Genomic DNA, 25,098 nt, shown 5'->3' on the forward strand with positions numbered 1-25,098 from the left:
AGCCTGAATCGACGAACGGTCTGGTTTTGATCGATACCTGAGTCCACCGCTCCCCTCAGGCACATTCTAAAGCCCGATCTTCCAGCAGGCTGAGGGGAATCACCCCACAACACCCTTGTCCACTTCAGCTTCATCCATGCAGGAATTGGCGCACTGTGGCTAGGTAAGTTTCCGGATCCTCCAGCATTGGAAAATGCCCCGTGGCCGTCAGCTCGCGGTAGGTAATGCGAGGGTTGAGTGCAGCGGCCTGCTGTCCCAAGCGCGGCGGAATGATTTGATCAAACTGTCCCGCCACCAACAGGGTCGGCACAGGCAAGGCCGCAAAAGCAGCGGGCATCTCTTCCACGGCTCGTAGGCTAACGGAGGTAAAGATCGTGCCCAGGGCCGCCGCGCGATCGGCCTGAGTAAAGTCTTCCAGGAAAGCACGCTGCTCCAAAATCGGAATGGAGCGGTGCAAAAACCGCGCCATGAACAGTTGTGGCGCTAGGGGTAAGCGAGACAGCCAAGGGGGGCGAAATTGCACCACATAACCCCCAAACCGGTAAAAGGCCGCAAAGGCCGCCGCGTCATATTCAAAAATGCCGCTACAGGTCAGGATGGCTTGCCGAATTCGATCGGGCGATTGCCGCATCAGCAACACGGCCACCGAAGCCCCCATTGAGTGGGCATTGAGATACACCGGCTCCGTGATGCCCAGGCGATCGAGCAGCGCGATCAGATCTTCCCCATAGGCTTCCAACCAGTAGTCAGGAGAATCGGCCGGGGGGTGGTCTTGGGGCAAGCGCGATCGGCCAAATCCCCGCAGGTCATAAATCAGCGCATCGAAGCGATCGCTCAGGGCCGCCGCAGTCGATCGCCAATAGCGCCCGGAACCGCCCCAGCCATGCAAAAACACCATAATGGGCCGACCGGTTGGGGTCGTTGCGCCCCCCTGTCGAATCCACTCGTAATAATGCGCTGTTCCGCGCACCTCCACATAGGCCATGGTTGCAGAGCAGCAAAGAAGGTTAATGCAAAAAGGTTAGTAGATCACAAGATCAAACTTCGAGATCGGGTGCAAAGCCCCAAACATCAGGCTCGATCGAGCCATTAGCCCAATGAGCTGAGCTAGTCCAATTTCCGAAAGGCTAGGCAGACTCCGGCTTCGGCAGCGACGACGGGTGCAACAACAACTCCGCAGTCGATCGATGCTCCACCATGTGCCGCGTAATCAGACAGCGGGTCAAATCCTTCCGCGACGGCACTTCATACATCACATCCAGCATCAGCTCTTCCACAATGCTGCGCAGGGCCCTCGCCCCCGTTCGCCGTCGATAGGCCTCCTGGGCGATCGCCCGCACCGCATCCGGCTCAAACGTCAATTGCACATTATCCATCCGCAGCAGCTTTTGATATTGCTTCACCAGCGCATTACGCGGCTGCGTCAGGATCGCAATCAGCGCCTCCTCATCCAACGGCTCCACCACCGCCAGCACCGGCACCCGCCCAATAAACTCCGGAATCATCCCGAACTTCACCAGGTCTTCCGGTTCCAGGTGGCGCAAGGTATCCGCCGTGCGTTGCTCCCGGGATTGGGTTTCACCCGCTCGCACAAAGCCCATCGACTTCTTGCCCGTGCGCTGCTCCACCACCTTCTCCAAACCAACAAACGCCCCACCGCAAATGAACAAAATATTGCTGGTGTCGATTTGGATGCAGTCCTGGTAGGGATGCTTACGGCCCCCCTGAGGCGGCACATTCGCCACCGTCCCTTCCAACATCTTCAGCAGGGCCTGTTGCACCCCCTCCCCAGATACGTCGCGCGTAATGGAGGGGTTTTCGCTCTTGCGGGCTACCTTATCAATTTCGTCAATGTAGATGATGCCGCGCTGGGCTTCCTCCACGTCAAAATCCGCCACCTGCAACAGACGCAGCAGGATATTTTCCACATCTTCCCCAACGTAGCCCGCCTCCGTCAGGGTTGTGGCATCGGCCACTGCAAAGGGCACATCCAAAATTTTGGCTAAGGTCTGAGCCAGCAGCGTTTTGCCACACCCCGTGGGGCCCATCAGCAAAATATTGGACTTTTGGAGTTCCACCCCATCATCCAAAGCGGGCGCACTAGGATTACTGGGGCTTGTTGCGGATCCCTGACCATTTTCGGCTTCCTGCAAGCAGGCTAACCGTTTGTAGTGGTTATAAACCGCCACTGACAAGACTTTTTTGGCTTCGTCTTGGCCAATAACATGGTCATCGAGGTATTTCTTGATTTCCCGGGGCTTCAGCACCCGATGGGGTGTAGTGCGGGGAGTGCGGGTGCGCGTCCGCTCAGCCGGTTCAGGACGAGGCGGCGCTTGGGTTGCCGTGCCACCGTTGAAGAGTTCTTCGTCCAAAATCTCATTGCACAGATCTACGCACTCATCGCAGATATAGACTCCCGGCCCAGCAATAAGCTTGCGGACTTGCTCTTGGGACTTGCCACAAAACGAACACTTGAGATGGGAGTCAAATTTCGACATACAGGTTGCCCCTCGAAGTCGCGCACTCGTTACCGCATTTGCCCATGGCATTGGCTCATGGCAAAGGGGTGCTGCGCTGGTAGTGAATCAAGATCTGGCTGATGGCAGATTTGCAAAGTCCCTGGCTCCACCCGTGAACCGGTGGAACCCTTGACAGAACCTGAGTTCCGCCTCAGGGGCGATCGCACGAACATTTCCGCTGGCCAAACGCTGGCTTTGGGCGCGTGGTCACCCTAATGGTCACAATGCGAGAGCAAACATCTAACCAGAGGATACCTTTTTCCATTATGCCTCAAGCGCTCCGCAAGCCGTTGAAAACCTGGCAAAGGCACGCCGAACGATCGCGCTGCCCTGAAGTTTTCAGGATCCCGATCGCCCCCACCCCCATAATCCCGATCGTCAATGGAAGCGCCACACAAGCGCCCCCACCCAGAAAAGCAAGCAAAACAAAAGAGCAAGTGCATGGGTAACACTTACTCTTTTGAAAATGGCTTCATTTGAATTGTGCTGGCTCCCACAAACGGGTTCAGCCAAGCACTGTTTCTAAAGTTGCCTTTGAATAAGCTGGGCTAGCCAATCGGAGATTGCTGCCCAGCTTGATTGGCCACTACACCGTCATTTCAACGCGGCAGTGGAGTTGCAACTTAGAACTTGAAGACAGTCCGCAACACGCCCAACACAGCAGTGTCGTTGTCGTTGTCGTTGTTGGGATCGGTCACCACAATCACACCAGGGGTGATCGAGATGTTGTCGTTAACCGCAAACTTGTACAGAGCTTCGATGTGCCAGGAATTGTCATCATCTTCGCCACCGACAGTGTTGTCGGCGTTGTACAGGTTAGGCTGTTGACCCACAATCAGAGCGCCCACGCTGCCTTCCTTGAACAGGTCGGGGAACGCGAAGGTCAAAGCCCAGTTGAACAGGTCAGCGTTGCCATCGCCGTTGTCTTCAGCGTTAGCAAACGTCCAGCCGGCCCAGCCGCTCAGCACGAAGTTCTTGCTCAGCTTCGCGGTGGTTTGCACGCCCACGTTGTGAGCGGTGGTGGGGTCGCGGAAGGGGTTGTCGCCCAGGAAGCTGCCGGTACCACCGGTCAAGCTCGGACGGGTGCGAGCATCGGTGCTGTGGTAAGCGTAGGCATACAGCAGACCGATATCCCAAGTCTTGCTGGGGGAGTAGTACAAGCTCGCAGCAGCGCTGTAGCTACCGTCGAACAAACCAGCACCGGTTTGGGGATCGTTGGCTTCGCTGGCCAGGTAGCTGGCGGCAAAGCGGAAACGTTCGCCCTTGTAGTTCACACCGATACCAGCGCCTTGGGGCTGACGGAACAAGGGGTTGTAGCGACCGAAGCGCGACAGAGCGCCATCAGCCGAGGATTCCAACAGGGGGTTGGCGGTGTAGTGGATATCGTCGATGTCCAGACCGGTCGTACCCACGAAGGCGCGCCAGGTGTTGGCGCTGTTCAGGGGGAAGCGGTAGTACAACTCATCCAGGATGAAGTTGTTGCTGGTGTTCGATTCCCAAGCCAAACGAGCCATGTTGGTCTCGCTGCTGTAGTAACGAGGCACGTTACCCACTTGCAGACGGGTGCGCAGCAAGTCCTTACCAGTGAAGCTGGTGTTGAAGTTCAAGCGCACGCGGTGCGAGAAGGTGGCGTTGTCTGCTTCGTCGTTGTCGTCATCACCAACAATATCCGACAGGCCAGCAGCCACGGCCATCACCACTTCACCGGTCAGCTTGGTGGTGGTGGAGAATTGGTTAGCTTCCAGCTCAGAGGTGCGGGCTTCGAGAGCATCCACGCGACCGCGCAGGGCAGCCAATTCAGCCGCGAATTCTTCTTGCAGCTTTTGCAGCTTGCGCAGATCTTCCTTGGTGGCCAGGGGATCGGTAGCAGCCTTGATCAGGTCGTTGATCCGATCAAGGCAAGCGTTCAAACCGGCGGCAAACTCGTAGCGGCTCAAGGGGCGGTTGCCCTTGAAGGTGCCGTCCGGATAACCGGCGATGCAACCATAGCGCTCAACCAGCGATTGCAGCGCTTGGAAAGCCCAGTCAGTGGGTTGCACGTCGGACAATTGCGACACGGAGGTCACTTGGTCCATGCTGGCGAGATCGTCTTGCAGGCCAAGCTCGATCGCCGAAGGGCTAGCGTCAATATTGGTTTGGGTCGTTGCTTCACCGGCAAAAGCGCCTTGAGCGAGCAACAGCGAGAGGCCAGCAGCAGCCGGGCTCAGGCGCAGTGCATTCCAGAACAGTTTCATTCGCGTTTCCTCACACCGATACCAGTGAAAGTGTTACTGAGTCAGTACACTTCCTGTGGCGATTATAGATCGAACCGACAAGAGGCGGAACCGAGTCTTGGAAAAGATTGTCGAAAATTACGGTTAAGGAGGGTCTGAAACCCCTGATTTCATCGGTAATCGGGAAGGTCAGGAGGATTCGATCAAGTTCGATCGAATTCGATCAAATCCAGTCAAATTTGATGGCATCTCAAGTTTTTGGCATCTTTTGGATCCAAGCGAACCGGAGAGCTACCCCCCAAAATTGGGTGCAACTAGCAAAAGGGCTGTAGATCTTCGCGGCGAATGGCCACAATTCCCGGTCTGGGCGGTCGGTTGCGATGACCCTCCGGCCAATTGGAGCCAATCGGAACAGTGCGCCGCTGCATAAAAGGCGTACCATCGGTGGCCATCACCGCCAGTTCCACCACTTGAGTGGCATCCTGGCGACGAGTACCGCCAAATTCGCCAGGGTGTTGCACCGAAATCAGTAGGGTGGCGCGATCGGGCAAAAAGCAAGGCCCCGTTAGTTCCGTTTCCATGGGCCCATAGGCAAAGGGAATTGCCAAACCGGCCGCTGGCCCGCGCGTTGGCAACCACCAAAGGGAATTGTTGCCATAGATAGCCCTGAGATTCGATTGGCTCAGGGGCTGGCCTTGGGAGTCGCGGCGATTGGCAGGAACCGGACGATTTTGTTTATCGCCGCTCATGTCCGTCACCATCCAGAGATCGCCCCCCGGGTCAAAGGCCAAATTATCGGGATTGGCAAACCCCAAACCTCCGGCCGCCGGTTCCCCACCTGTGGCGATCAACTGCCAGCGGAAGGTGAGGGCCGCCGGATCCTGATCAGTTTCCACTAGGCGAGCAACCCAGCCATACTCATAGGCTCCTTCCCCTTGGGGCCCCACAAAGACGCGGCGATCGGGGCCACCATCCAGGCTGTTGGTGGAACCGGAGGTGAAGGCAATTAGCACCGAGCCATCGGCCGCCAATTCCGTATCCTCCGGCCGAGCCGTGCAAGTGGCTCCGGCTGCATTGGCCGCAAAGTGGGCATCAATTAAAATTGCGCCTTGGCGTTCTGCGGGTGTGCCTTCATATAGGTCTCCGAGGGTGGCAAATTTCGCCTTGAAGGCCAGGGCCACCGCATCATCTCGCACCCAGGTAATGCCACCCGCCGGCCGCTGGGGCAGGGTGACCATTCCCCCGACGCAATGGCTGGGCAAAACCGGATCCACTGGCGTATCCGGGGCTAAGGGGATCCAACGCCCTGTCCCGTCGGGATCAAACTGGGCCGCGTAAAGCATTCCTTCCTGAAGCAGTTGGGAGTTGCGTTTGTCTTGAGGGTTGCGCACCCGGCCCTGGCTCACGAATTTGTAGATGTGGCCACCCCGTCGATCGCACCCGGAATAGATTGCTAAGGGGCGATCGGGGACAACTCGCAGGGCCACCGCTTCGTGGCGAAACCGTCCCAGCCAGGTGTGTTTGGTTCCGTAGTCCTGAGGGTTTTTGGGGTCAATTTCCACCATCCAGCCATATTTATTGCCCGCCAGACCCAACAGGCTGCCACAGCCCATGAAGTCGTCGGTGTCCATCTTGAATCGGAGTGTTTCAGGGGCAAAGGAGCTGCCATCCGCGTGAACTGGCTCCACCACCACGTCTTGAAAGTTTTCTTCGGCGCTGAAAACCGTTCCCCAAGGAGAAGTGCCACCCGCACAGTTGGCAAAGGTGCCAATGATTCGATCGCCCAGTTGGTCGTTGTAGCCCCGCATGGTGGCCTTTCGGAAAATGGCCGTGGCGGGGCCCGTGGCTTGCAGGTAGTGCCCGTCAGTTAGTCCCGAAAGGCCTGTCACTCGCCGTTCTCGGCGGGACGGTTGCCGCCGCCAGCGCCCAGTGCGATCGCGCTGAATACTGATGACACCGATCCCTAAATCTTCCAGAGCGGCGGTGGCAATTTGCCGCAGGGCCTCGCGGAGGGGATCTGCGGGGGCCAGTTGCCCCCAATCCAGGCCTTGACCACCGGCCTGGGCTAGGGCACGGGTCACCGGCTCGATCGGGAGCGATCGCCCCATCACCGTTTCGTAGGCCTCTAACCAAGGCTTGGCGCAAACATATTCAAAATTGACCACCAAATCTCCCCGATCGCGATCGGTGGCCACGAATCCCAGGTAGTCGTTGTTGTAGCCCACATGGCCGTTTCCAAGGCGATCGCCCCAAACCGCCAACAGGTCATAGGTAAATCCCTCAGGCAGCACCAAATTATCCTGCACCGTAAACGTGCGGTGGCTGGCAATTTGCTCCGCGATCGAGGCTCCTTCAAAATCCAAAGGAATTGCAAAGGGAATGGGCTGAAACTTCGCAGCGATCGCCTGGCGCAATGCACTTGCAGTTCCCGGATTTGCCCAAACTTTTTGCCAGTCCAGGGCCACCGCAGAACCAGCACCCAGGCCCAACAACCCCAGAAAATTCCGCCGCTTCATCGTTTGAAAACGGAGTCTGAAACCCCGCCCTTTAGGACTTGTTAGAATGTAGTTGGCCGCTGGGCTAGCGGTGTCAGTCTGTGGAGCGACCGTAAGACCCGAAAAGCAAGTCTCGGAAGGCGCGTGCTATGAAGCAGAAAACCCAAATCGGGAGATTCGAGAATCCTTGTCCGCTTGCGGCGAGAAGGATGACAATTCAACCCCCTATCATTAGCCCCCGAAACAATCTACATGCCTGATTAATCTACTCAATTGCAATTGCACAACAGAATCCGTTGCCAGTGCGACTGTTTCAGGGCAGATGGGCCGTTGCGTTGGAACAATCAACCATTCCCAACGCAAAAACCGAAGGAACAACACAACAAAGCGCTGTCACCTTCGGTAATTGTCGAGTTCTAGAGTTCTGTTCGGCCTAGAAATTACAAAAGCACTGGCATCAATACTAGGGCTTAGTACGCACGCTCACGGGGCCATTCACCAACACCTGGCAAGCCAAACGGTAATTGTCGGGCTTCTTGCGAAGGGTGCGATTTTCAAAATCCGTCCGATCGGACAAATTTTCTATCCCTTCCACAATTTCGACAACGCAGGTGGCACATTGGCCATAGCCACCGCAGTTCATCATTTTGCCGTACAGCTTATAGATATCAATGCCGTTCTCGATCGCCTTGATTCGCAGGTTGGAACCGGTGGCGGCGATTACGTCCTTGTTTTCGTTAACGAAGTGAATAGTGCCCATAGGGTGTTGGGAAAGGGACTCGCTGACGGGGCGTAGCTCAGGGGGAATTGTGGGTCTTTGCTGAAAACTGGGAACTCGTGTGGTGGGCAGGGCGATCGAGAAGGGGCAAAAACCACGACCAATGCCACTGCTTCGCCCAAACACAGGTGCAGTGCTGCAAGCAAGGGACACAACAGATGCAGCAACAGATGCAACAAACGCAATGAAGGCAAAGGCAATCGGTGAAAGATTGCAAGATCATTGCAAGATGTTGCAGTTTGTTGAGCTACCCCAGTTTAATGCGAGTGCCTCAGGAGCAATCGTGGCAGAGAGTCGAAAAAACCGACCTCGGCCCGATCGCCCCCCAAAACGCAAGACCGCTCAAAGCAGGCCATTCCAGTTCGATCGATCCCGATCCGTTGGAATGCAGACGCGGGCCGAACAAGCCCCCTACGGAGTAGTAGGGCCCGTCGGTGCATCAACCAGTTCAGGCAGTTGAATCGGTTCCGGAACCGGTTGAATCGTACCCGGCGGCAGGTTGCTGACGGCACGGTTGAGGGCGGCCAACGCGCGGTTGTAGCCAATAATCGCAATCAGCACGTTACCCCGCGCCCGGGTGAGGCGGGTTTCTGCGTTGAGTCGATCGGTCTGTGTGCCCACGCCGGCCTGGAACCGGAGCCGCGCCAAGCGCACTTCCTCTTGGGCTGACTCGATCGCCTTGAGGGAAGTTTGAATGTTTTCAGCGTTGGCTTGCAGGTTGGAGTAGGCCACTTCCACTTCAAACCGAATTCGATCGCGCGCCCGGCCCACACCGTTTTCGGCCTGCTCGATCGCCACCGACTCCTGACGCGCCTGGGCCCGCGCCGCGCCGCCATCAAACAGCGTCCATTGCAACTGCAAGCCCGTGGAATAGCCGCTGACCAAGCTGAAGTCGTCATCGGGCTGAATCACATCCAGCAACTCATAGCGAGCAAAGGCACTGAGCTGGGGCCCCAACTGAGACAACCGGGCTCGCCGTTGGGCGCTGTTCAGTTCTCGCTGGGCCAGTTGCTGTTCAATTTCTGCCCGGTTGCGATAGGCCAGCACGATGCTGTCTGCGAGGGGCAGCGTCCATTCACCCGCCTTAGCGATCGGGTCAGCGGTTTGGATATCGATCGCCTCCGGCAAACTCAACAGCCGGGCCAGTTCTCGGCGGCGCTGGGTTTGTCGATCGCGCGTTTGCACCACCAACTGGCGATCGTTGGCCAATTCCACTTCCGCTTGCAGCACCTCAAACCGCGTTCCCAACCCAGCCTTTTCCAAAGCTTGGGCATCCTTCACGCTTTGCTCCCGAAACTTTACCGCCGATTGGTCAATTTTGAGCTGCTCGTTTTCCTGTTGCAGCCGGTAGTAGCTATCGGTGATGTCGCGCCGCAAATCCTCAAAGGTGGCTTCGAGGGACAACTCAGTGGCTCGCAACTGGGCTTGGGCGGCGGCAATGTTCGCGGGCCGCAGTCCCGACGTGTAGATGTTGTAGCTCAGTTCCAGAGCGCTGCTCCAGGTGAACTGATCTTGGGTGTCAATATCTACCTGGCCCCCAAAGTTGCCGAGACGGCGAGCGGTTCGGTTTTGCAACAACAGATTCAAACGACTGCCGGCCGTGAGCGAATCCGAGAGCGAGGAGGAGAACCGCAATTGGGGATAGTTAGCGGCGATCGCCTGGCGCAGTTGGGCCCGGCTGCTTTCGATGCTGAGGTAGGCCTGGCGCAGGTCTCGGTTATTGCGACGGCCAATTTCTAGGGCCTGCTCAAGGGTAATCGGCTGGGTCAGCAGGATCCGCACCTCTTCCGGCAGGGTGGGAAATTGCAGCGGGTTTGGATCAGATTCCAGCCGTTGGATCACCAGCTCATCCGCTTCTGTATTGCCTTCAGGCCGATCGCCCAAGGAACCAGGCGCTGAGGGCACATTTCCGAACGGATCGGGATTACTGGAACTATCATTCGCCTGGGCCACGGGAGCTGAGTCTCCCCCGATCGACTCGGAAGCGTCGGCCCTGGGGGAGGCTGCTGCAAGCTCTTGCTCTTGATCGGCTTGCTCTTGGCTGGCTGATTCTTGGGCGATCGACTCCTGATGACGCTCGGCAGCGATCGGAACTGCGGTGGCCACCACACCCACAGCCGGTTTGGCCGGTTTAGCTGGCTTCGGCAAATTCAGCGAATTAACAGGCGAATGAGGCGATGCAGCGGATTCAGCAGATTCAGAACCAGTCGCGGCGGCTGAATCCGGTGGCGAAGTAGGGGACTTGTCGGCTATGACATGATCAGCTTCAGCCAAGGTGGCGGCCGCATCCGCTTCCACCGACTCGGCGCGGGCGGCATCCGCCCACAGACAACACAACGCGACGGTAACCCCTAAACCCGTGGCGATCGCTCGATGGGCAATCTTCATAACCAAAACTTGCTTCGCTCCTCACGCCTAAAACCGGCTGTTTTGACGGCTGCCACTGGTGCAAAGTTCGTAAATTACTCAATTACTCGCCTATTGCTCGCATCGTCACCAGCAGACGCTGCCAACTCCCGAAAGTTCGGGGCCCGAAAGTTCAGGGATGAATTACTCCCTGTGGGGGTTGCCAGCGTCGGTTGGATGGCCTTGCGCAGTGGATACTCGATCGAACTGAGATCAAACTGAGAATCGACCCAGGATCGAATCGAGGTTGTGCCTCAAAAAGCATACTGGTTAGTCTAGCGGCTGGCCTACAGAATCGGCCGGCTCGCTCCCCCGAGTCCCCAAACTCCTACGCCAGCAAATCACTGGGCGCTTGGGGGGCGATCGCTTGGGGCCAAGCGGCGGCCACCGCTTGTTCAATCACCGCTTCAGCACTGGTGACAATCACGATCGGGACTTGCAGTCGATCGCTCACCTCCTGCACCGTCATATCGTCCAAAAAGCGCTGTTCACCATGGCGCAACATCAACGACGGCAGCAGCAAGGCATCCCCCAAATCTTGGCCCGCCAACTTTTGCACCAAATCCTGGCCCGTCAGCAAGCCGGTGACGGTCATGGTTTGGCCCCAATAATCTGAATTTAGGGCAGCCAACTGCACCGTTAGCCCCGAAATTTGATTGAGCTGGCGCACCAAACCACTGAAGGGCCGCTCCACCGTGTTCCCCACCACCCAGGTGAGGCGACGGGTAAAGGGGGTTGCACGCACCGGGTTCGCCGCCAGGGCCCGCTCAAACTGATCCACAAACAGCCGAATGGAACCCACGCCGTTGTCAATTTGCGGAAAATCTTCGTACTCGACCATTTCCGGCAAATCCTGACCCGCAATCAGAAACCACTCATCGGCTAACCAAACAAAGGTGGAACCGAGGGTTTGGCGAAAGGTTTGTTGGAGCGATCGCACCTGGGCAATAACTTCGCAGGCTTTGGCGGGGGTGACGGGCTGTAGCTCATCATCGGCCGGGCGGAATTGCGTTAGCCCCGCTGGCACGATCGCCACGGAGGTGACCGTTGGGCGATGGGGTTCCACTTCGTCTTGGTCGCCATCTAGATCATCATCTAGCTCATTGGGGTCTTGATCATCCCAAGCAGCCCGATCGAACCCATCGGCCTCATCCCACTGATCATCCTCATCGGCCTGATCCTCCTCTGAATCCCAATCCGTCAAGCCCATGGGCTGCGATCGCGGATCGAACACATTTGGATCGAAAACATCTGGATCGACAACATTCGGATTAACAACATTTGGGTCAGGCAGATCCGACTCTGCCGCTTCTGAACCGTCGAGGCGATCGATCACTGCCACCCGATCGCGCTCAGATTCGATCGTCCCCAAATCGGCCCCAGGCGATCGCCCCGCCAACAGCGTCACATTTTCGGAAATAGCCCAACCACCCCCGATCGCGGCTTGGTCAGCCAGGGCCGGCATAGCCCGCCGACTGGGCCCGGCTTGGCCCGCAGGCGATCCATAAAAGCTGGCTAAATCATGAATGGTTCGCTCCAAATGCACCCCGTCATTAATGCCAGGACAGAGCACCACTTGAGCATGGATTTGCAAACGCCGATCGCGAAACCAAGCTAACTGGTTCATGATCTCGCCCGCCCGAGGATTTTTCAGCAGGCGCGATCGCACCTCTGGCTCCGTGGAATGCACCGAAACAAACAAAGGCGACAACCGCAGCCGCTCAATGCGATCCCATTCCCGCTGCGTCAAATTGGTGAGGGTGAGATAGGAGCCATAGAGAAAACTCAATCGATAATCATCATCTTTGTAATAAAGCGATGCGCGTTTACCGGGCGGCTGCTGATCAATAAAACAAAAGGGACAGCGGTTATTGCACTGAATCAGACCATCAAACAGGGCCGCCTCAAATTCCAAGCCCAACTCGTCGTCATAGTCCTTTTCAATTTCAACCAGGTGGGTGTGATCGTGCTGATCCAGCACTTCCAACTCCAACACCTCATCAGCACAGAGGAAGTTGTAATCAATCAAATCTCGGGGTTTCTGGCCATTGATGGCCACCAACCGATCGCCCACTTCAAACCCCACCTCTTGGGCAATTGATCCGGGCAACACTCGCGTAATTTTGGCCGGTCGCACCGCTGCTTCGCTCATCCCCACGCTCCTGAATAGACAACTGGCCAGGCGGTCACCAATCGTGTTTTCCTTGGGCACAACCGGCCAAAATACAGACACCCGATGGCGATTGTGCTGGGGCGATCGGGCCTATGCTGTTGATTCCCAAGCCTTGAACCCCACTGGGCAAGGCCAAGGCGGCTTTGGTGGCCGTTGATTGCTCGTAACCACTCTACCAACTGTTGATTAACCCTATGCCCGCCGCATCCGCTTCCGGCATTCAGCCCACTCTGGAATTCATTCCGCCCAACTACACCCCTTGGGTGCATCGGTTGGCGCGTTGGATCTTTCCTTGGTTGATTCGCCAACAGGGCATCGCAAAACTCCATACGGAAAATGCTGAAACGTTGGCGGAACTGTTTCGCGACTTCCAGGCGGGCAAACTCCGCTTTATTTTGGCTTTTCGGCATCCCAGCACCAATGACCCGTTCGTGATGTCCCACTTGCTGTGGGAGGCAGTGCCCCAGGTAGCGCGCGATCGGGGCATTCGGCTTCCGGATTGGCCGCACACGCACTTTATTTACGATCGGGGCATTCCCCTTTGGGCGGGGGATGCGGTGGCCTGGATGTTTTCCCACTTGGGCGGCACATCAATGCAGCGGGGCAAGCTCGATCGCCCCGGGCTAAAAACGGCTCGCGATCTGTTGCTGAACGGGCGGTTTCCGCTGGCGGCGGCCCCGGAAGGCGCAACCAACAGCCACAGCGAAGTGGTTAGCCCCCTGGAGCCGGGCGTGGCCCAAATGGCCTTTTGGACGGTGGAGGATTTGCGATCGGCCGGGCGATCGGAGCGGGTGGCCATTGTCCCGATCGGGATTCAATACACCTACCTTTCGCCCCCTTGGGCCGAGATCGATCGGCTCATCGACACGATCGAAACCAGCCTTGGCCTCACGAATCCCCTGAAAACCACCGCCCCCACCAGCCCCGAAGAAGGTCGCTACTTGCGGTTATACCTGTTGGGCGATCGGCTCCTGGACTTGGTGGAGCAGTTTTATCAAACCTTCTATCAACAAACCCTCCCGATCGTGGACTTGCCCGATCCCAACGAACGCATGGGCCAACGGCTGAAAAATCTTTTGGATACCGCATTGCGGGTGGGGGAAGCCTATTTTGGCGTAACCAACACTGGCACGGTTGAAGAGCGTTGCCGGCGGTTGGAACAGGCCGGCTGGGATCGGATCTACTGCGATGACGGGCGATCGCGCTGCCCAGTGGAGCGCGGTTTGGCCAACTGGGTGGCCGCCGAAGCCACCATCCGAATGCAACACATGCGCCTAGTGGAACGGTTCACCGCCGTCACGGGCCGCTATGTGCGCGAAAAACCCACCGCCGAACGGTTTGCGGAAACCCTACTGATTTTGTGGCGCGTCACCACCTGGATTCAGGGAGACGACACCAGCAAGCCCCCGCAACTGGGCAAACAAGCGGTTTGGTTACGGGTTGCTGACCCAATTTGGGTGAGCGATCGCGCAGCGGACTACAAAGCCAATCGCCGCGCCACCCTCCAATCCGTCACCCAGGAAATTCACCAATCCCTCAAAAACCTAATCGCCTAGCCGGGTCACCCTCAACCGGACTTTTCCTGGTTCGCCGCTGTCCGACGAGCCAGGAAGCGTTCGGAAATGACGATCACGGCGAAAATGGCCTCAGATGCCAAGAAATTGCACATCTTCGTATAAGTCCAGCACCGCAATTTCCAAATTCCAGCCCACTATTTGGAATCGATCGGCTGGGCCAAATTGCTCCGTTTCCCAGATACCGAATGAATTTTTCTGGCGCACTTCCACTTGCATTTGATCTTGGGCAATTAAAAGATAAGTTTTTAGGGTTTCTAGTTGCTGATAGTCTTCAAATTTAGCTCCCCGATCGAACCGCTCCGTGGAAGGGGATAGCACTTCAGCAATCAATGAGGGATAGCACTTCATATATCGATTGTCCCGATCGCGTGGATCGCAAGTAACGAACACATCAGGGTAGTAGAAAAAATCATGATTTCGCCCCACTTTCACGTTGCCTGAGTGGACGAAGCAGCCTTGCCCCTTCAGGCGCGATCGCAGCAGGCTCACCAGCGCTAGGCTGATCAAGTCATGAACATCACTTCCACCGGCCATGGCATATACCAAGCCCGATCGATATTCATGGCGCATGGGGCTATTGGCTTCTAGGTTGAGATATTCCTCGGGGCTGAAGAAAATTGGCATTGGATCAGTTCAACCAAAAGAATGATCGCACCGATCATAGTAAGCAGTATCAAGATCATTAGATGGCTCTATGGTTCCTGTTCCAAGGTGCTGAAAATTTCCGCAAGAATGCTGTTAGAAAATAGCAGACCATCCGGTTCTGCAAGAGCAAGCCGATCGCCCGATCGCACCACCCAACCCTCCGCCACAAATTGATCGAGGCATTGCAACACCCGATCGACCCAAACCATGCCAAATTCTCGGCGCAGGGGTTCCAAGGCCAAACCCTCCGCCAACCGCAATCCCAACATCAGCGTTTCCGCCAATCGATCGGGCACAGATTGGGGTGAAGCGGGTGGTTCAATTGCGCCGTTGTTCAGCCAATCGTAGTAAGCAGCTCGGGTGCGTGGCCGGCCAAAGCGCTGCCCGGCCAAGTAGCTGGTGGCTCCCATCCCAAAACCGTAGTAGGGGCGATTTTCCCAGTAGGTGCGGTTGTGGCGACACTGAAAGCCGAACTGGGCATAGTTGGAAACTTCGTAGTGCTGAAAACCCGCTGCCTGAAGGGTTTGGGAAGCCATCCGATACATTTGAGCCGTTTGTTCATCGGAGGGTAGGGGCCGATCGCCCGGTTGGTAGCGCCGATCGAACACGGTTTGCGGCTCAATGATCAGGTCATAAACCGATAGGTGCGCCGGGCCACAGGCCACAGCCCGATCAAGCGACGCTTGCCACTGGTCGATCGACTGATTGGGTAATCCCGAGATCAGATCTAGGCTCCAATTTTTGACCCCCGCCGACTGCAAGAGGGCCACGGCCTGTTCAATATCTTGGACTCCATGCGATCGACCGCAGGCGGCTAACAATTCCGACTGAAAGGCTTGCACCCCCAGGCTAATGCGGTTGACCCCGGCCGCCAAAAAGCCCGCCAACCAGGCGCGATCGAACGTGCCCGGATCGAGTTCCATGGAAATTTCCACTTGGGGAGCCAACCCAAAGCGGCGATCGAGCAGTTGCAAGAGCCGATCGACCTGTTCGGGGGCCAGCAGGGACGGCGTGCCGCCCCCAAAAAAGACGGTTTCCAAGGGCGGTTGATCTGCGGCGGCGCGATCGGCCCCAAGGGTGATTTCCCGCTCCAAGGCTGCCAAGTATTCAATGATTTGGGCGCTGTTGCGACCTGTGGCGGGTTCCGGTGGTTGGTCGGAGCGATCGCGGAAGGTTTTGAACTCCCCCACCACGGAAATGGGGAAATCGCAATAAAAGCAACGCCGCCGACAAAAGGGAATGTGCAAATAGGCGGCCCGGGGCGGGGCCAGGGCGACGGGATGACTCATGGGATTCTGTCGGCGTTTCGGGTCGGTGTTTTGGGTCGCTGTTGCCGGTTAGCTCGATCGGCTTGTGGAAATCGGCTGGCGCGATCGGTTAACCGCCCTGGGTTTCAGCCAAAGCCACCAAGTCACGGGGCTATAATACTCATCAAATTCTGTCAAGAATTGGGCGCAATCGTTCTGAATCGCCGCCCATGGGCGGCCGATCAAGGACTAGCAACCACCGCGACCAATCCCAATTCGACTCAGCCCCCACCCACCGAAGAGCCTGCAATTAGCCACCGCGATCGTTCCTGCATCCACCGCCTGCAAGCAATGCTCTGAGCAATGGTCGCGATGACTCGGGCGATCGTCCACTCGATCGATGACCATGATTGACACCGTAATTATCCTTTCATTTCTGATCGCCGGTGCGGGCATTGGCTTTTTCGGCATTGACTTTTTGCCCGCCCAAACCCTGGCCCAAGTCACCAACCGCGAAGGTCTCAGCTTTGCCACGGGTGGTTTTGGGGCCCTGATTGGCTTGGTGCTGGGACTGGCTTGCCAAACCACCTACCGACGCATTGAAAACCAGGTGCGCCAAATGCCCCCCGATCGGCTGCTGACCCGATCGGGTGGGGTGGTGTTGGGGCTGTTGATGGCCAACTTGATGTTGGCTCCTTTGTATCTGCTGCCGTTTCCTTGGGAGCTGGCCTTCATCAAACCCCTCGTGGCGGTGTTGGGCAGTGTGCTGTTTGCGGTCACGGGCGTATCGTTGGCCGACACCCACGGGCGATCGTTCCTGCGGTTAATTAACCCCAACAGCGTTGAATCCATCCTGGTCAGTGAAGGAACCCTGGCTCCGGCCGCCGCCAAGGTGGTGGACACCAGTTGCATCATTGACGGCCGGCTGACGGCCCTGCTGGAAACCAAATTCATTGAAGGGCGCTTGATTGTGCCCCAGTTTGTGTTGCAGGAATTGCAGCGCATTGCCGATTCCGCCAGCGACCAGAAGCGATCGCGCGGGCGGCGGGGTCTGGATATTTTGCAGCAAATGCGTGAGGCCTATCCCGATCGGCTCACGATCCATTCCGCCGACTACGAAGACATCACCACCGTCGATGCCAAACTGGTGCGGCTGGCCCAAGAAATCAACGGCGCATTGCTGACCACGGACTACAACCTGAATAAGGTGGCCACGGTGCAAAACGTCCCGGTCTTGAATGTCAATGACCTGGCCGATGCCCTGCGCCCCGCCTACCTGCCCGGCGACAGCATTGAGCTAAAAATTGTCCGGGAAGGCAAGGAACCGGCCCAAGGGGTGGGCTATCTCAGCGATGGCACGATGGTCGTGGTTGAAGATGGCAACTCCTATTTGGGCGGTGAATTGCGGGTGGTGGTCACCAGCGCCCTGCAAACTTCCGCCGGACGGATGATTTTTGCCAAACCCGAAGCCGCCGTTTCATAGGCCATTTCATAGGCCATTGCATCTAGGCCATTGCATCAAGGTTAGGCAGCGGTTCGGATCCAGAACAAAGCAACAAGGAACATGGCAACGTTAACGGATTGGACGGTGGGGCTAACTCGGCGGCGGTTGCTGTGGGCCTTGGGGGGACTGTCGATCGCGGCGATCGGGGGGTGTGGGCGATCGGGCAGCACGGGCGGTGGCGGGCGATCGCAACTGGTCACCAGCATCCTCAGCGAACCCAAAACCTTCAACTACGCCATTAACGAAGAATCGCCCAACATTTTCGGCATCACCTACGAAGGCCTGGTAGAAGAAGATCCAGAAACCGGCAAGGTGGAACCGGCCCTGGCCGCAGGCTGGGAAATGAGCAACAACGGTCAGCGGATCGTTGTCACCCTGCGATCGGGGTTGCGTTGGTCGGACGGTGCGCCCCTCACTGCCGATGATGTGTCCTTCACCTTCAATGAAGTCTTCTTCAATGAAGCAATTCCCACGGGTATTCGAGACGTGTTGCGGGTGGGCCAAAGCAACGCGCTGCCCCAAGTGAAAATGCTGGGCCCGCTCCAGGTGGAATTCAGCGTTCCGGAACCCTTTGCCCCCTTTTTGCGGAGTTTGGGCGTGGGCATTTTGCCCGCCCATCGCCTGCGCCCCACCCTCAAAACCAAGGGAACCGACGGCCGGCCGCAATTTTTGACCACTTGGGGCGTGGACACTCCGCCCAGCCAAATTGTTGGCAATGGCCCCTACCGACTCAAGGAATATGTCACCAGTCAACGGCTGGTGTTTGAGCGCAATCCCCACTATTGGCGCAAGGGGCCAAACAATGCGCCCCAGCCCTACATCGAAGAGTGGGTTTGGCAAATTGTGGAATCCCAAGACACCTCCCTCTTGCAGTTTCGATCGGGCGGTTTGGACTCGATCAGCGTCACCGCCGACTATTTTTCCCTGCTGAAACGGGAGGAAAGACGCGGCAACTTCACGATTTACAACGCTGGCCCCACCTTGACCACTTCGTTCATCTGCTTCAACTTGAACAAAGGCCAACGGGACGGCAAACCTCTCGTTGATCCGGTCAAGTCTGCTTGGTTTAATGATTTGCGATTTCGGCAGGCGGTGGCCCACGGGATCGATCGCCAAACCATGATCGACAGCATCTTTCGGGGACTGGGACAACTGCAACATTCCCCGATCGCCAGCCAAAGCCCCTATTACCTCTCGCCGGAACAGGGGCTGCTGACCTATGGTTTCAACCCGGAGCGATCGCGCCAACTGCTGACCGAGGCCGGCTTCCAAAATCGCAATGGTGAATTATTCGACGCGGCCGGCAACCGAGTGCGCTTCACCCTGATCACCAACGCAGGCAACAAAATTCGCGAAGCCATGGGCGCACAAATCGCCCAAGACCTGGCCAAACTGGGAATGAAGGTTGATCTTCAGCCGATCGCCTTTGGCAGCTTGGTTTCCAAACTCTCCGATAGTTTGGATTGGGAATGCCATTTGCTGGGATTTACCGGCGGTGTTGAACCCCACGGCGGTTCCAATGTGTGGCGGGTCACGGGCCGACTCCATGCCTTTAACCAAACGCCGGATCCCGGCAAGCAACTGGTGGGCCAGGAATTTGCCCCCTGGGAATTGGAGATCGATCGCCTCTATGCCCAAGCCTCCCAGGAGCTAGATGAAACCAAGCGCCGCGCCCTTTACGCCCGCACCCAGCAGTTAACCCAGCAATATCTTCCCTTCATCCACCTGATCACGCCCTATTCTCTGGTGGCCGTGCGGAACACGCTCCAAGGGCTAAAGGTGAATGCCCTCGGCGGCGCATTCTGGAATATTCACGAGTTGCGGCTCGATCGGGAAGCTTGAGCAGGTCTCTGAGCAGCCGAAACTAGCCACCCTGTGTGCCCCAGCGATCAACGCAGACAAACGCAGACAAATGCAGACAAGGAGCTAAAGCCCCTTGCCCCCACAACTGATGATTGGGGTGCTTGGGCCAAAGCCCCCTGGTTTTCACGCATCAGCCACCCAAGTCCACCGTAATCGGTGAATCCTGGCGCACGGTGGCCGCTTCTCGATGCATCAGGGCCTCCCCTTCTCCGGGCGGCTCCAGCCCGATCGCCCGCAGATCCGCATCCACCATGATCTTGACCAATTCCTCAAAGGTCACCGACGGTTCCCAGCCCAGCTTTTCCTTCGCTCGGCCCGCATCCCCAATCAACAGATCCACTTCAGCCGGCCGCAAGTAGCGCGGGTCAAACTCCACAAACTGCTGCCAGTCCAAATTCACATAGCCAAAGGCCACATCCAAAAACTCCCGGATCGAGTGGGTTTCATTGGTGGCCACCACATAGTCATCGGGTTGTTCCTGCTGCAACATCAGCCACATGGCCCGCACATAGTCCTTGGCATAGCCCCAATCGCGCTTGGAATCGAGATTGCCCATAAAGATTTTCTTTTGGGTTCCGGCCAAAATTCGCGATAGGGCCCGCGTAATCTTGCGGGTCACGAAGGTTTCACCCCGACGAGGCGACTCGTGGTTAAACAAAATGCCATTGCAGGCAAACAGCCCGTAGGACTCGCGGTAATTCACCGTTTGCCAATGGGCATAGACCTTGGCGCAGGCGTAGGGACTGCGGGGATAAAACGGGGTTGTTTCCTTTTGGGGAACCTCCAGCACCTTGCCGAACATTTCGGAAGAGCCAGCTTGGTAATAGCGAATTTCTTGGCCGGTGCGTTGTTGGGTTTCGCGCAAGGCCTCCAAAATCCGCAAGGTTCCCAGCCCTACGGCATCCACGGTATATTCCGGCTCGTCAAAGCTCACCCGCACATGGGACTGGGCCCCCAGGTTATAGACTTCGTGGGGCTGAATTTTGTCGAGGATCCGGCGGAGGGTGGAGCCGTCGCACAGATCGCCGTAGTGCAGAAACAGCCGCACACCTTCGTTGTGGGGATCTTCGTAGAGGTGATCGATCCGATCGGTGTTGAAGGTGGAGGTGCGGCGGATGATGCCGTGAACTTCATAGCCCTTTTGGAGCAGCAGTTCCGACAGATAGGAGCCGTCTTGGCCGGTGATGCCGGTGATTAGGGCGCGCTTGGGTTGCGTCATTAGGGACAGGGTTTACGACTGAAGGGAGGTTGGGATCGTCTGGGTTGGGCGATCGAACCTGAAGGGAGAACAGCACCGCAACCCAAGCGCGATCGAACCGTCGCCATTATCCATGACGATCGAGCAAGGCCGCCACCAACCGCAGGGCATCGTTGCGGGCGATCGTTGCGGGTGATCGTTGCGGGTCATTGCTGATGGATCGAGGACGCTAGGGCCTAGTAAGCGCCGTTCTCCTTGGTGGCCACCACCACCCAGAGGGTCTTTAACACGATCCAAATATCAAGCCAAAGGTTCCGAGCGCTGGCATAGTACACATCGATCGAAATGCGGCGATCGTAGGGAATATCGTTGCGTCCCGACACTTGCCATAGTCCAGTAATTCCCGGCTTCACGGTCAGCACCTTATGGATGTGACGACCATACATGGGCAATTCTTCGGGAACCAACGGCCGCGGCCCCACCACACTCATATCCCCCAGCAATACATTTAAAAACTGGGGGAATTCGTCCAAGCTGGTCACCCGCAAAAAGCGACCAATCCAGGTGATGCGGGGGTCGCGCTTGAGCTTGCAGGTGGCGGCATATTCGGCCTGCAAGGCGGGATCTTTGGCAATCATGGCGGCTAGCATTTCATCGGCGTTCACCACCATGGTGCGAAATTTGATGCACCGAAAACGGCGAAAGTTTTTGCCGACGCGACTTTGGGTATAAAAAACGGGGCCGGGCGAACTGAAGGCCACAAGGGCAATCAGCAGCAGATACAGCGGCGAAAAAACAGTCAGTACAAACAGGGAAAAAACGATGTCAAACAGTCGTTTAACAAAGTCCGCATTCAGGTTGCTGATAACGGCAGGCCCGAGGCTTCGACGGGAGGTCGATCGCCCGGCCCGGCTGGCAACGGAAGGACTCTTAGCCAGCATGACACTCCTTCAAGTTTGTTCACACCACACCTGAGCCTAATGATAAGGCTTGGTTCCGAAAGTCCGGCCCGGACAATACGCTTCAAGAACTGACTACCGGGGCGATCGAGCCAATTCCGGTGGCTAATTCTCGGTAGCCAAGGCCGCCAACCAGGGCTGAATCTGCAAGTCATATTGGCCTGCCTGTTCCGGGGGATACCAACCCTGTTCGATTTTGGCCAGAATTTGCGGCAGGGCGGCTAAAAATTCGGGCGATCGGAGGTTGGGATGCACCGTCCAAGCATCGGTGGACGGGAGCACCGCCCGCCACCAGGGGCCCAGTTCCAGCCGCTTGGAAACCATTAATTCCCAGGAATCCAGGCGACCGCGCCCGGTGGTTCCATACAAGGCGGTGCGCAGGGCGGTGGGGAGCTGATCGAACCAGGGCCGGGGCGATCGATGCCACAAAATGGGCCAGGGCAAGAGTTGGTCAAACCGGCGGCGATCGATCAAAAAGGCGCGGCTGCTGAAGAATTTGAAGCGATAAAACCCATCGGGGTCTTGGGTGAAGGGTTTGACCTGATGCATGGCATCGGCCGGCGGCCCCGTCAGTGGCCGCACAGACATCACATCGGGCCGAGCCTTGAGCAGTTCCACCCCTTCGGAAATCCAATCATGGCCGGGCTTTTGATAAAGCATCATGTCGCTGTCGAAGTGCAGCAGGTAGTCACCCGCGATCGCTTCGAGGGCGTAGAGGCTGCCAAAAATGGGGTAGCCCTTCCAGTTGTGGGTGTGGGGCAGGGGCCAACCGAAGTGCTTGCGGTAAACCTGGGGCCGTTGGCCATAGTCCATGTCTGCGAGCCGATCGACAATGCCGCGATCAAGCAGTTCTTGGCAGGCGGCCCGCAATTGCTCGATCGTCCCCAGGCCCGGCCGCTGCACCTTATCGCCAGACAGGGGAGCCGTATCCACAAACAGCACCCGCTCCACAAAGGGAAAGTTGCAACTCCGAACCAGGTGCGGAATGGTGTGCATCATGAATGGCAAATCCGTGCGGGCCACCATGATCGACAGGGAACAAGAGGGAACAGCCACCGCGATCGCAACTCCTCAGCTCAAGGTTATGAATTCAATTGATGAATTCAATCTATGAATTCGGCCAATTCCACCCTACTTCGATCGCCCCGGCCGTCAATCAGCCGACTTTCTGCAACTGATCCAGCCGTTCCAACACTTCCGCGCTGTGAACCACCGGCCGCACCTTCAAGAATCGATCGCGCAGCATCCCTTCCGGGTCGATCAGATAGGTATGGCGCATGGACATGGGATTCATCCAGGAACCATAGGCCCGGCTGACGGCCCCGTCGGTGTCTGCCAACAGGGGAAAACGCAATCCCTCCGCATCACAGAATTCCGCGTGGCTGTCCACATCATCGGCGCTGACTCCCAAAATTTGGGTGTTACGGGCTTGATATTGGGGCAAGTCGCGCTGGAACCGCTGGGCCTCGATCGTGCAGCCAGAGGTGAAATCCTTGGGGTAGAAATACAACACCACCCACTGGCCTCGGTAATCTTGCAGCGAAATCATGCCATCGCCGCTGTTGCTGAGCAGGGTGAAATCGGGAGCCGGGGCATTCAAGGCCGGCTGAGGGCCACCCAAGGCCCAGGCGGCATTGGGGCCAACAAACCACAGCACCAGGGCGATCGCCCCAGCCAAACAAACCACCAACGCGCGATCGAGCCAATGGCGCACCCGAGCCAAAGACCCCGAGGGAGCCAAACGGTGTGAAAGCAACATCAAACAAGCCTCCTCAGACCTGAGTTTCGGAATTGGGGTTAATCAACGGTTTTGACGCTTGGGGCCGATCGCAGTTTTGGACTAAACCTCAAACTCCGCGCCCCTGATGGCCAAGTCGCTGGTGGTGCGACGCACGGCCACGTAGCTGCCCAAGAGGCCCACGGAACAGCCAAACCCTACCAAAATCGAAAGCAACAATAGCAAGTCAGAACCCGTGAGGGGCAAGTCTCGGGCCAGCAGTTGCACCAATCCCAAGCGGCTGTTCAGCAAGGAACCGAGGGCCTGTTGCAAGGCCATGACGGCCAAACTGGCGATCGAGGCTCCCTGGACTCCAAAAACGGCCCCTTGGAGAATAAAGGGTAGATAGATCCACACAGGGGTTGCCCCCACCAGTTGAGCAATTTCAATTTCCTGACGACGGGCGGCCACCACCAACCGAATGGCGGTGATGATCGTGGCGATCGCGGCGGAAACCAACAGGACGATCGTACCCGTGGCGACCACCTTCAGCCCCCAATCCAGTTCCCGCAGCCGCACCACCACTTCCGCCGCATACCGGGCCGCATCTACGCCGGGCAATTGGGCAATGGTGGCCGCCAGTTGGGGAGTCAGCTCGGCCTGGGCTGCTTGGGCTTTTAGCTCGTCGGTGAGGGGGTTGCCTTCCAACTGTTGGGTGGCGCGGGCAATATCCGAAATGCCCAAATCCCGAACCAGGTCTTGCCAGGCCTGATCTTTCGGAATCACTTGCACGGCCACCACGCCTTCGAGCTGGGCGATCGATCGGGCAACGGCGGCGGTTTGGGCCCCGGGTTGCAAATACACGCAAATTTCGAGCTGGCTCCCCAGTTTGGCCAGGGCCCGATCGAGATACCAAGTGCCCTGCAAGCTAATGCCAAACAAAAACAAGGACACCGCCACCGTACCCACGGCGGCCCAGTTCATCCAGCCGCCCCGTCGCAGGCCTTGCCGGGTTTCTTGCCACAGATACAGCCAAGGGATGGCCGTCCGATCGCCCATGGGGGTTGCCTTCGCCTCCGACTCGCCTCTGAACCATCATAATCAGAGAAATGGCGGTCTCGATTCCTGGCCAGACTCCTGGCCCCATTCATTCCACACCCTCGAAAGTCGCTCGTGACACACTCTGTGCCCCAATCCACACCCAAATCCACACCCAACTCCGCCCCCAACTCCACATCAAACACGCCCAAGCACACCCCGGCTACCGCTATGACCAACGCCGCTGATTCTGAACTCCAGTCCCAAAACCAGCCTGCGGCCGAGTTGGGTACAGGGGAAAATGGGCGATCGATCCTGATTTGCCAGAACGTTCACTGCTACCGCAATCGATCGGGAGCCGTGCTGGCCGCTTTCCAGAGCGCCGCCTTGCCAGCGGGGGTCACCGTCACCGCCAGCGATTGCCATGGCCAGTGCCACTTGGGCCCCAGTGTGCGAATTGTGCCCGATGAAACTTGGTATGCCCGGGTCGAGCCAGCGGATGTGTCCAGGATTGTGGAGGAACATCTGCGGCAAAATCACCCGGTCTCAGATTTGCTGAATCCTCGCTTACATATGGATTACAGCGCCTATTACGGCCAAGCAAGCTACGGTCAAACCGAGGCCGCCTCCTGAGCGTTGGTCAAAGGGCCCATTCCAAATCACGATCAAAAAATTCACCCCCCAACTCTCCAAGCAAACGGAGGAGAAGGGAGGTGAAGGTTAATCAACGGTCTGAAGGGACTTCAAGTCCTTAATTACAGCAATT

18 protein-coding genes and 1 pseudogene are annotated in these 25,098 nt (G+C 57.4%); 4 read left to right on the forward strand and 15 right to left on the reverse strand.

Annotated elements, in window-relative coordinates:
- Nucleotides 1–130: 130 nt before the first annotated feature.
- The 8 genes and pseudogenes from H6F46_RS15305 to H6F46_RS19920 form a co-directional block, all read right to left on the reverse strand.
- Nucleotides 131–985: an alpha/beta fold hydrolase gene (locus H6F46_RS15305; protein WP_190355585.1), complete on the reverse strand. Its 855-nt coding sequence runs from the start codon at nucleotides 983–985 to the stop codon at nucleotides 131–133.
- 142 nt (nucleotides 986–1,127) lie between these two features.
- A complete protein-coding gene (clpX, locus tag H6F46_RS15310) occupies nucleotides 1,128–2,498 on the reverse strand; it encodes an ATP-dependent protease ATP-binding subunit ClpX (protein ID WP_099531592.1) in 1,371 nt (456 codons plus the stop codon).
- Nucleotides 2,499–3,142: 644 nt separating this feature from the next.
- Nucleotides 3,143–4,753, reverse strand: a complete 1,611-nt coding sequence (locus H6F46_RS15315) for an iron uptake porin (RefSeq protein ID WP_099531593.1) — start codon at nucleotides 4,751–4,753, stop codon at nucleotides 3,143–3,145.
- 293 nt (nucleotides 4,754–5,046) lie between these two features.
- Complete coding sequence (locus H6F46_RS15320) at nucleotides 5,047–7,248, reverse strand: PhoX family phosphatase (protein WP_190355586.1); 2,202 nt, start codon at nucleotides 7,246–7,248, stop codon at nucleotides 5,047–5,049.
- Between the two features lie 442 nt (nucleotides 7,249–7,690).
- Nucleotides 7,691–7,987, reverse strand: coding sequence for a 2Fe-2S iron-sulfur cluster-binding protein (locus H6F46_RS15325; protein WP_099531595.1), 297 nt, complete (start codon nucleotides 7,985–7,987; stop codon nucleotides 7,691–7,693).
- A gap of 429 nt (nucleotides 7,988–8,416) precedes the next feature.
- Nucleotides 8,417–10,393: a TolC family protein gene (locus H6F46_RS15330; RefSeq protein ID WP_190355587.1), complete on the reverse strand. Its 1,977-nt coding sequence runs from the start codon at nucleotides 10,391–10,393 to the stop codon at nucleotides 8,417–8,419.
- 346 nt (nucleotides 10,394–10,739) lie between these two features.
- A complete protein-coding gene (locus H6F46_RS19915; RefSeq protein WP_190355612.1) occupies nucleotides 10,740–11,876 on the reverse strand; it encodes a DUF512 domain-containing protein in 1,137 nt (378 codons plus the stop codon).
- A gap of 39 nt (nucleotides 11,877–11,915) precedes the next feature.
- Nucleotides 11,916–12,563, reverse strand: a pseudogene (locus H6F46_RS19920) (PDZ domain-containing protein); the annotation flags it as partial.
- 215 nt (nucleotides 12,564–12,778) lie between these two features.
- Between H6F46_RS19920 and H6F46_RS15345 the strand changes: the two are divergent.
- A complete protein-coding gene (locus H6F46_RS15345) occupies nucleotides 12,779–14,140 on the forward strand; it encodes a 1-acyl-sn-glycerol-3-phosphate acyltransferase (RefSeq protein WP_190355588.1) in 1,362 nt (453 codons plus the stop codon).
- Nucleotides 14,141–14,230: 90 nt separating this feature from the next.
- On the opposite strand, the gene H6F46_RS15350 is transcribed toward H6F46_RS15345, so the two are convergent.
- Both H6F46_RS15350 and hemW read right to left on the reverse strand, forming a co-directional pair.
- Nucleotides 14,231–14,785 carry a Uma2 family endonuclease gene (locus H6F46_RS15350; protein WP_190355589.1) on the reverse strand — a complete coding sequence of 185 codons (555 nt, stop codon included), beginning with the start codon at nucleotides 14,783–14,785 and terminating at the stop codon, nucleotides 14,231–14,233.
- Between the two features lie 68 nt (nucleotides 14,786–14,853).
- Nucleotides 14,854–16,095 (reverse strand): radical SAM family heme chaperone HemW, encoded by a 1,242-nt coding sequence (gene hemW / locus H6F46_RS15355; RefSeq protein WP_190355590.1) that lies wholly within the window; start codon nucleotides 16,093–16,095, stop codon nucleotides 14,854–14,856.
- A 364-nt stretch (nucleotides 16,096–16,459) separates the two neighbouring features.
- Between hemW and H6F46_RS15360 the strand changes: the two genes are divergently transcribed.
- The gene (locus H6F46_RS15360; protein ID WP_190355591.1) at nucleotides 16,460–17,536 is read left to right on the forward strand and encodes a PIN/TRAM domain-containing protein; all 1,077 of its coding nucleotides are present in this window, start codon (nucleotides 16,460–16,462) and stop codon (nucleotides 17,534–17,536) included.
- A gap of 81 nt (nucleotides 17,537–17,617) precedes the next feature.
- The gene (locus H6F46_RS15365; protein ID WP_190355592.1) at nucleotides 17,618–19,399 is read left to right on the forward strand and encodes an ABC transporter substrate-binding protein; all 1,782 of its coding nucleotides are present in this window, start codon (nucleotides 17,618–17,620) and stop codon (nucleotides 19,397–19,399) included.
- 151 nt (nucleotides 19,400–19,550) lie between these two features.
- On the opposite strand, the gene gmd is transcribed toward H6F46_RS15365, so the two are convergent.
- From gmd to H6F46_RS15390, 5 genes are all read right to left on the reverse strand, one after another.
- A complete protein-coding gene (gmd, locus tag H6F46_RS15370; protein WP_099531601.1) occupies nucleotides 19,551–20,639 on the reverse strand; it encodes a GDP-mannose 4,6-dehydratase in 1,089 nt (362 codons plus the stop codon).
- A gap of 215 nt (nucleotides 20,640–20,854) precedes the next feature.
- Nucleotides 20,855–21,559, reverse strand: coding sequence for a sugar transferase (locus tag H6F46_RS15375; protein WP_099531602.1), 705 nt, complete (start codon nucleotides 21,557–21,559; stop codon nucleotides 20,855–20,857).
- Between the two features lie 123 nt (nucleotides 21,560–21,682).
- Nucleotides 21,683–22,633 (reverse strand): hypothetical protein, encoded by a 951-nt coding sequence (locus H6F46_RS15380; RefSeq protein WP_099531603.1) that lies wholly within the window; start codon nucleotides 22,631–22,633, stop codon nucleotides 21,683–21,685.
- Between the two features lie 100 nt (nucleotides 22,634–22,733).
- Nucleotides 22,734–23,336, reverse strand: coding sequence for a peroxiredoxin (locus tag H6F46_RS15385; protein ID WP_190355593.1), 603 nt, complete (start codon nucleotides 23,334–23,336; stop codon nucleotides 22,734–22,736).
- Between the two features lie 81 nt (nucleotides 23,337–23,417).
- Nucleotides 23,418–24,353 carry an ABC transporter permease gene (locus H6F46_RS15390; protein ID WP_099531605.1) on the reverse strand — a complete coding sequence of 312 codons (936 nt, stop codon included), beginning with the start codon at nucleotides 24,351–24,353 and terminating at the stop codon, nucleotides 23,418–23,420.
- Between the two features lie 210 nt (nucleotides 24,354–24,563).
- On the opposite strand from H6F46_RS15390, the gene H6F46_RS15395 reads away from it, so the two are divergent.
- On the forward strand, nucleotides 24,564–24,965 hold the full coding sequence (locus tag H6F46_RS15395; protein ID WP_199291600.1) for a ferredoxin: 402 nt from the start codon (nucleotides 24,564–24,566) through the stop codon (nucleotides 24,963–24,965).
- Nucleotides 24,966–25,098 lie beyond the last annotated feature (133 nt).

This window comes from Limnothrix sp. FACHB-1083 (assembly GCF_014696485.1).
In the GTDB taxonomy this organism is placed as follows: Bacteria; Cyanobacteriota; Cyanobacteriia; order CACIAM-69d; family CACIAM-69d; genus CACIAM-69d.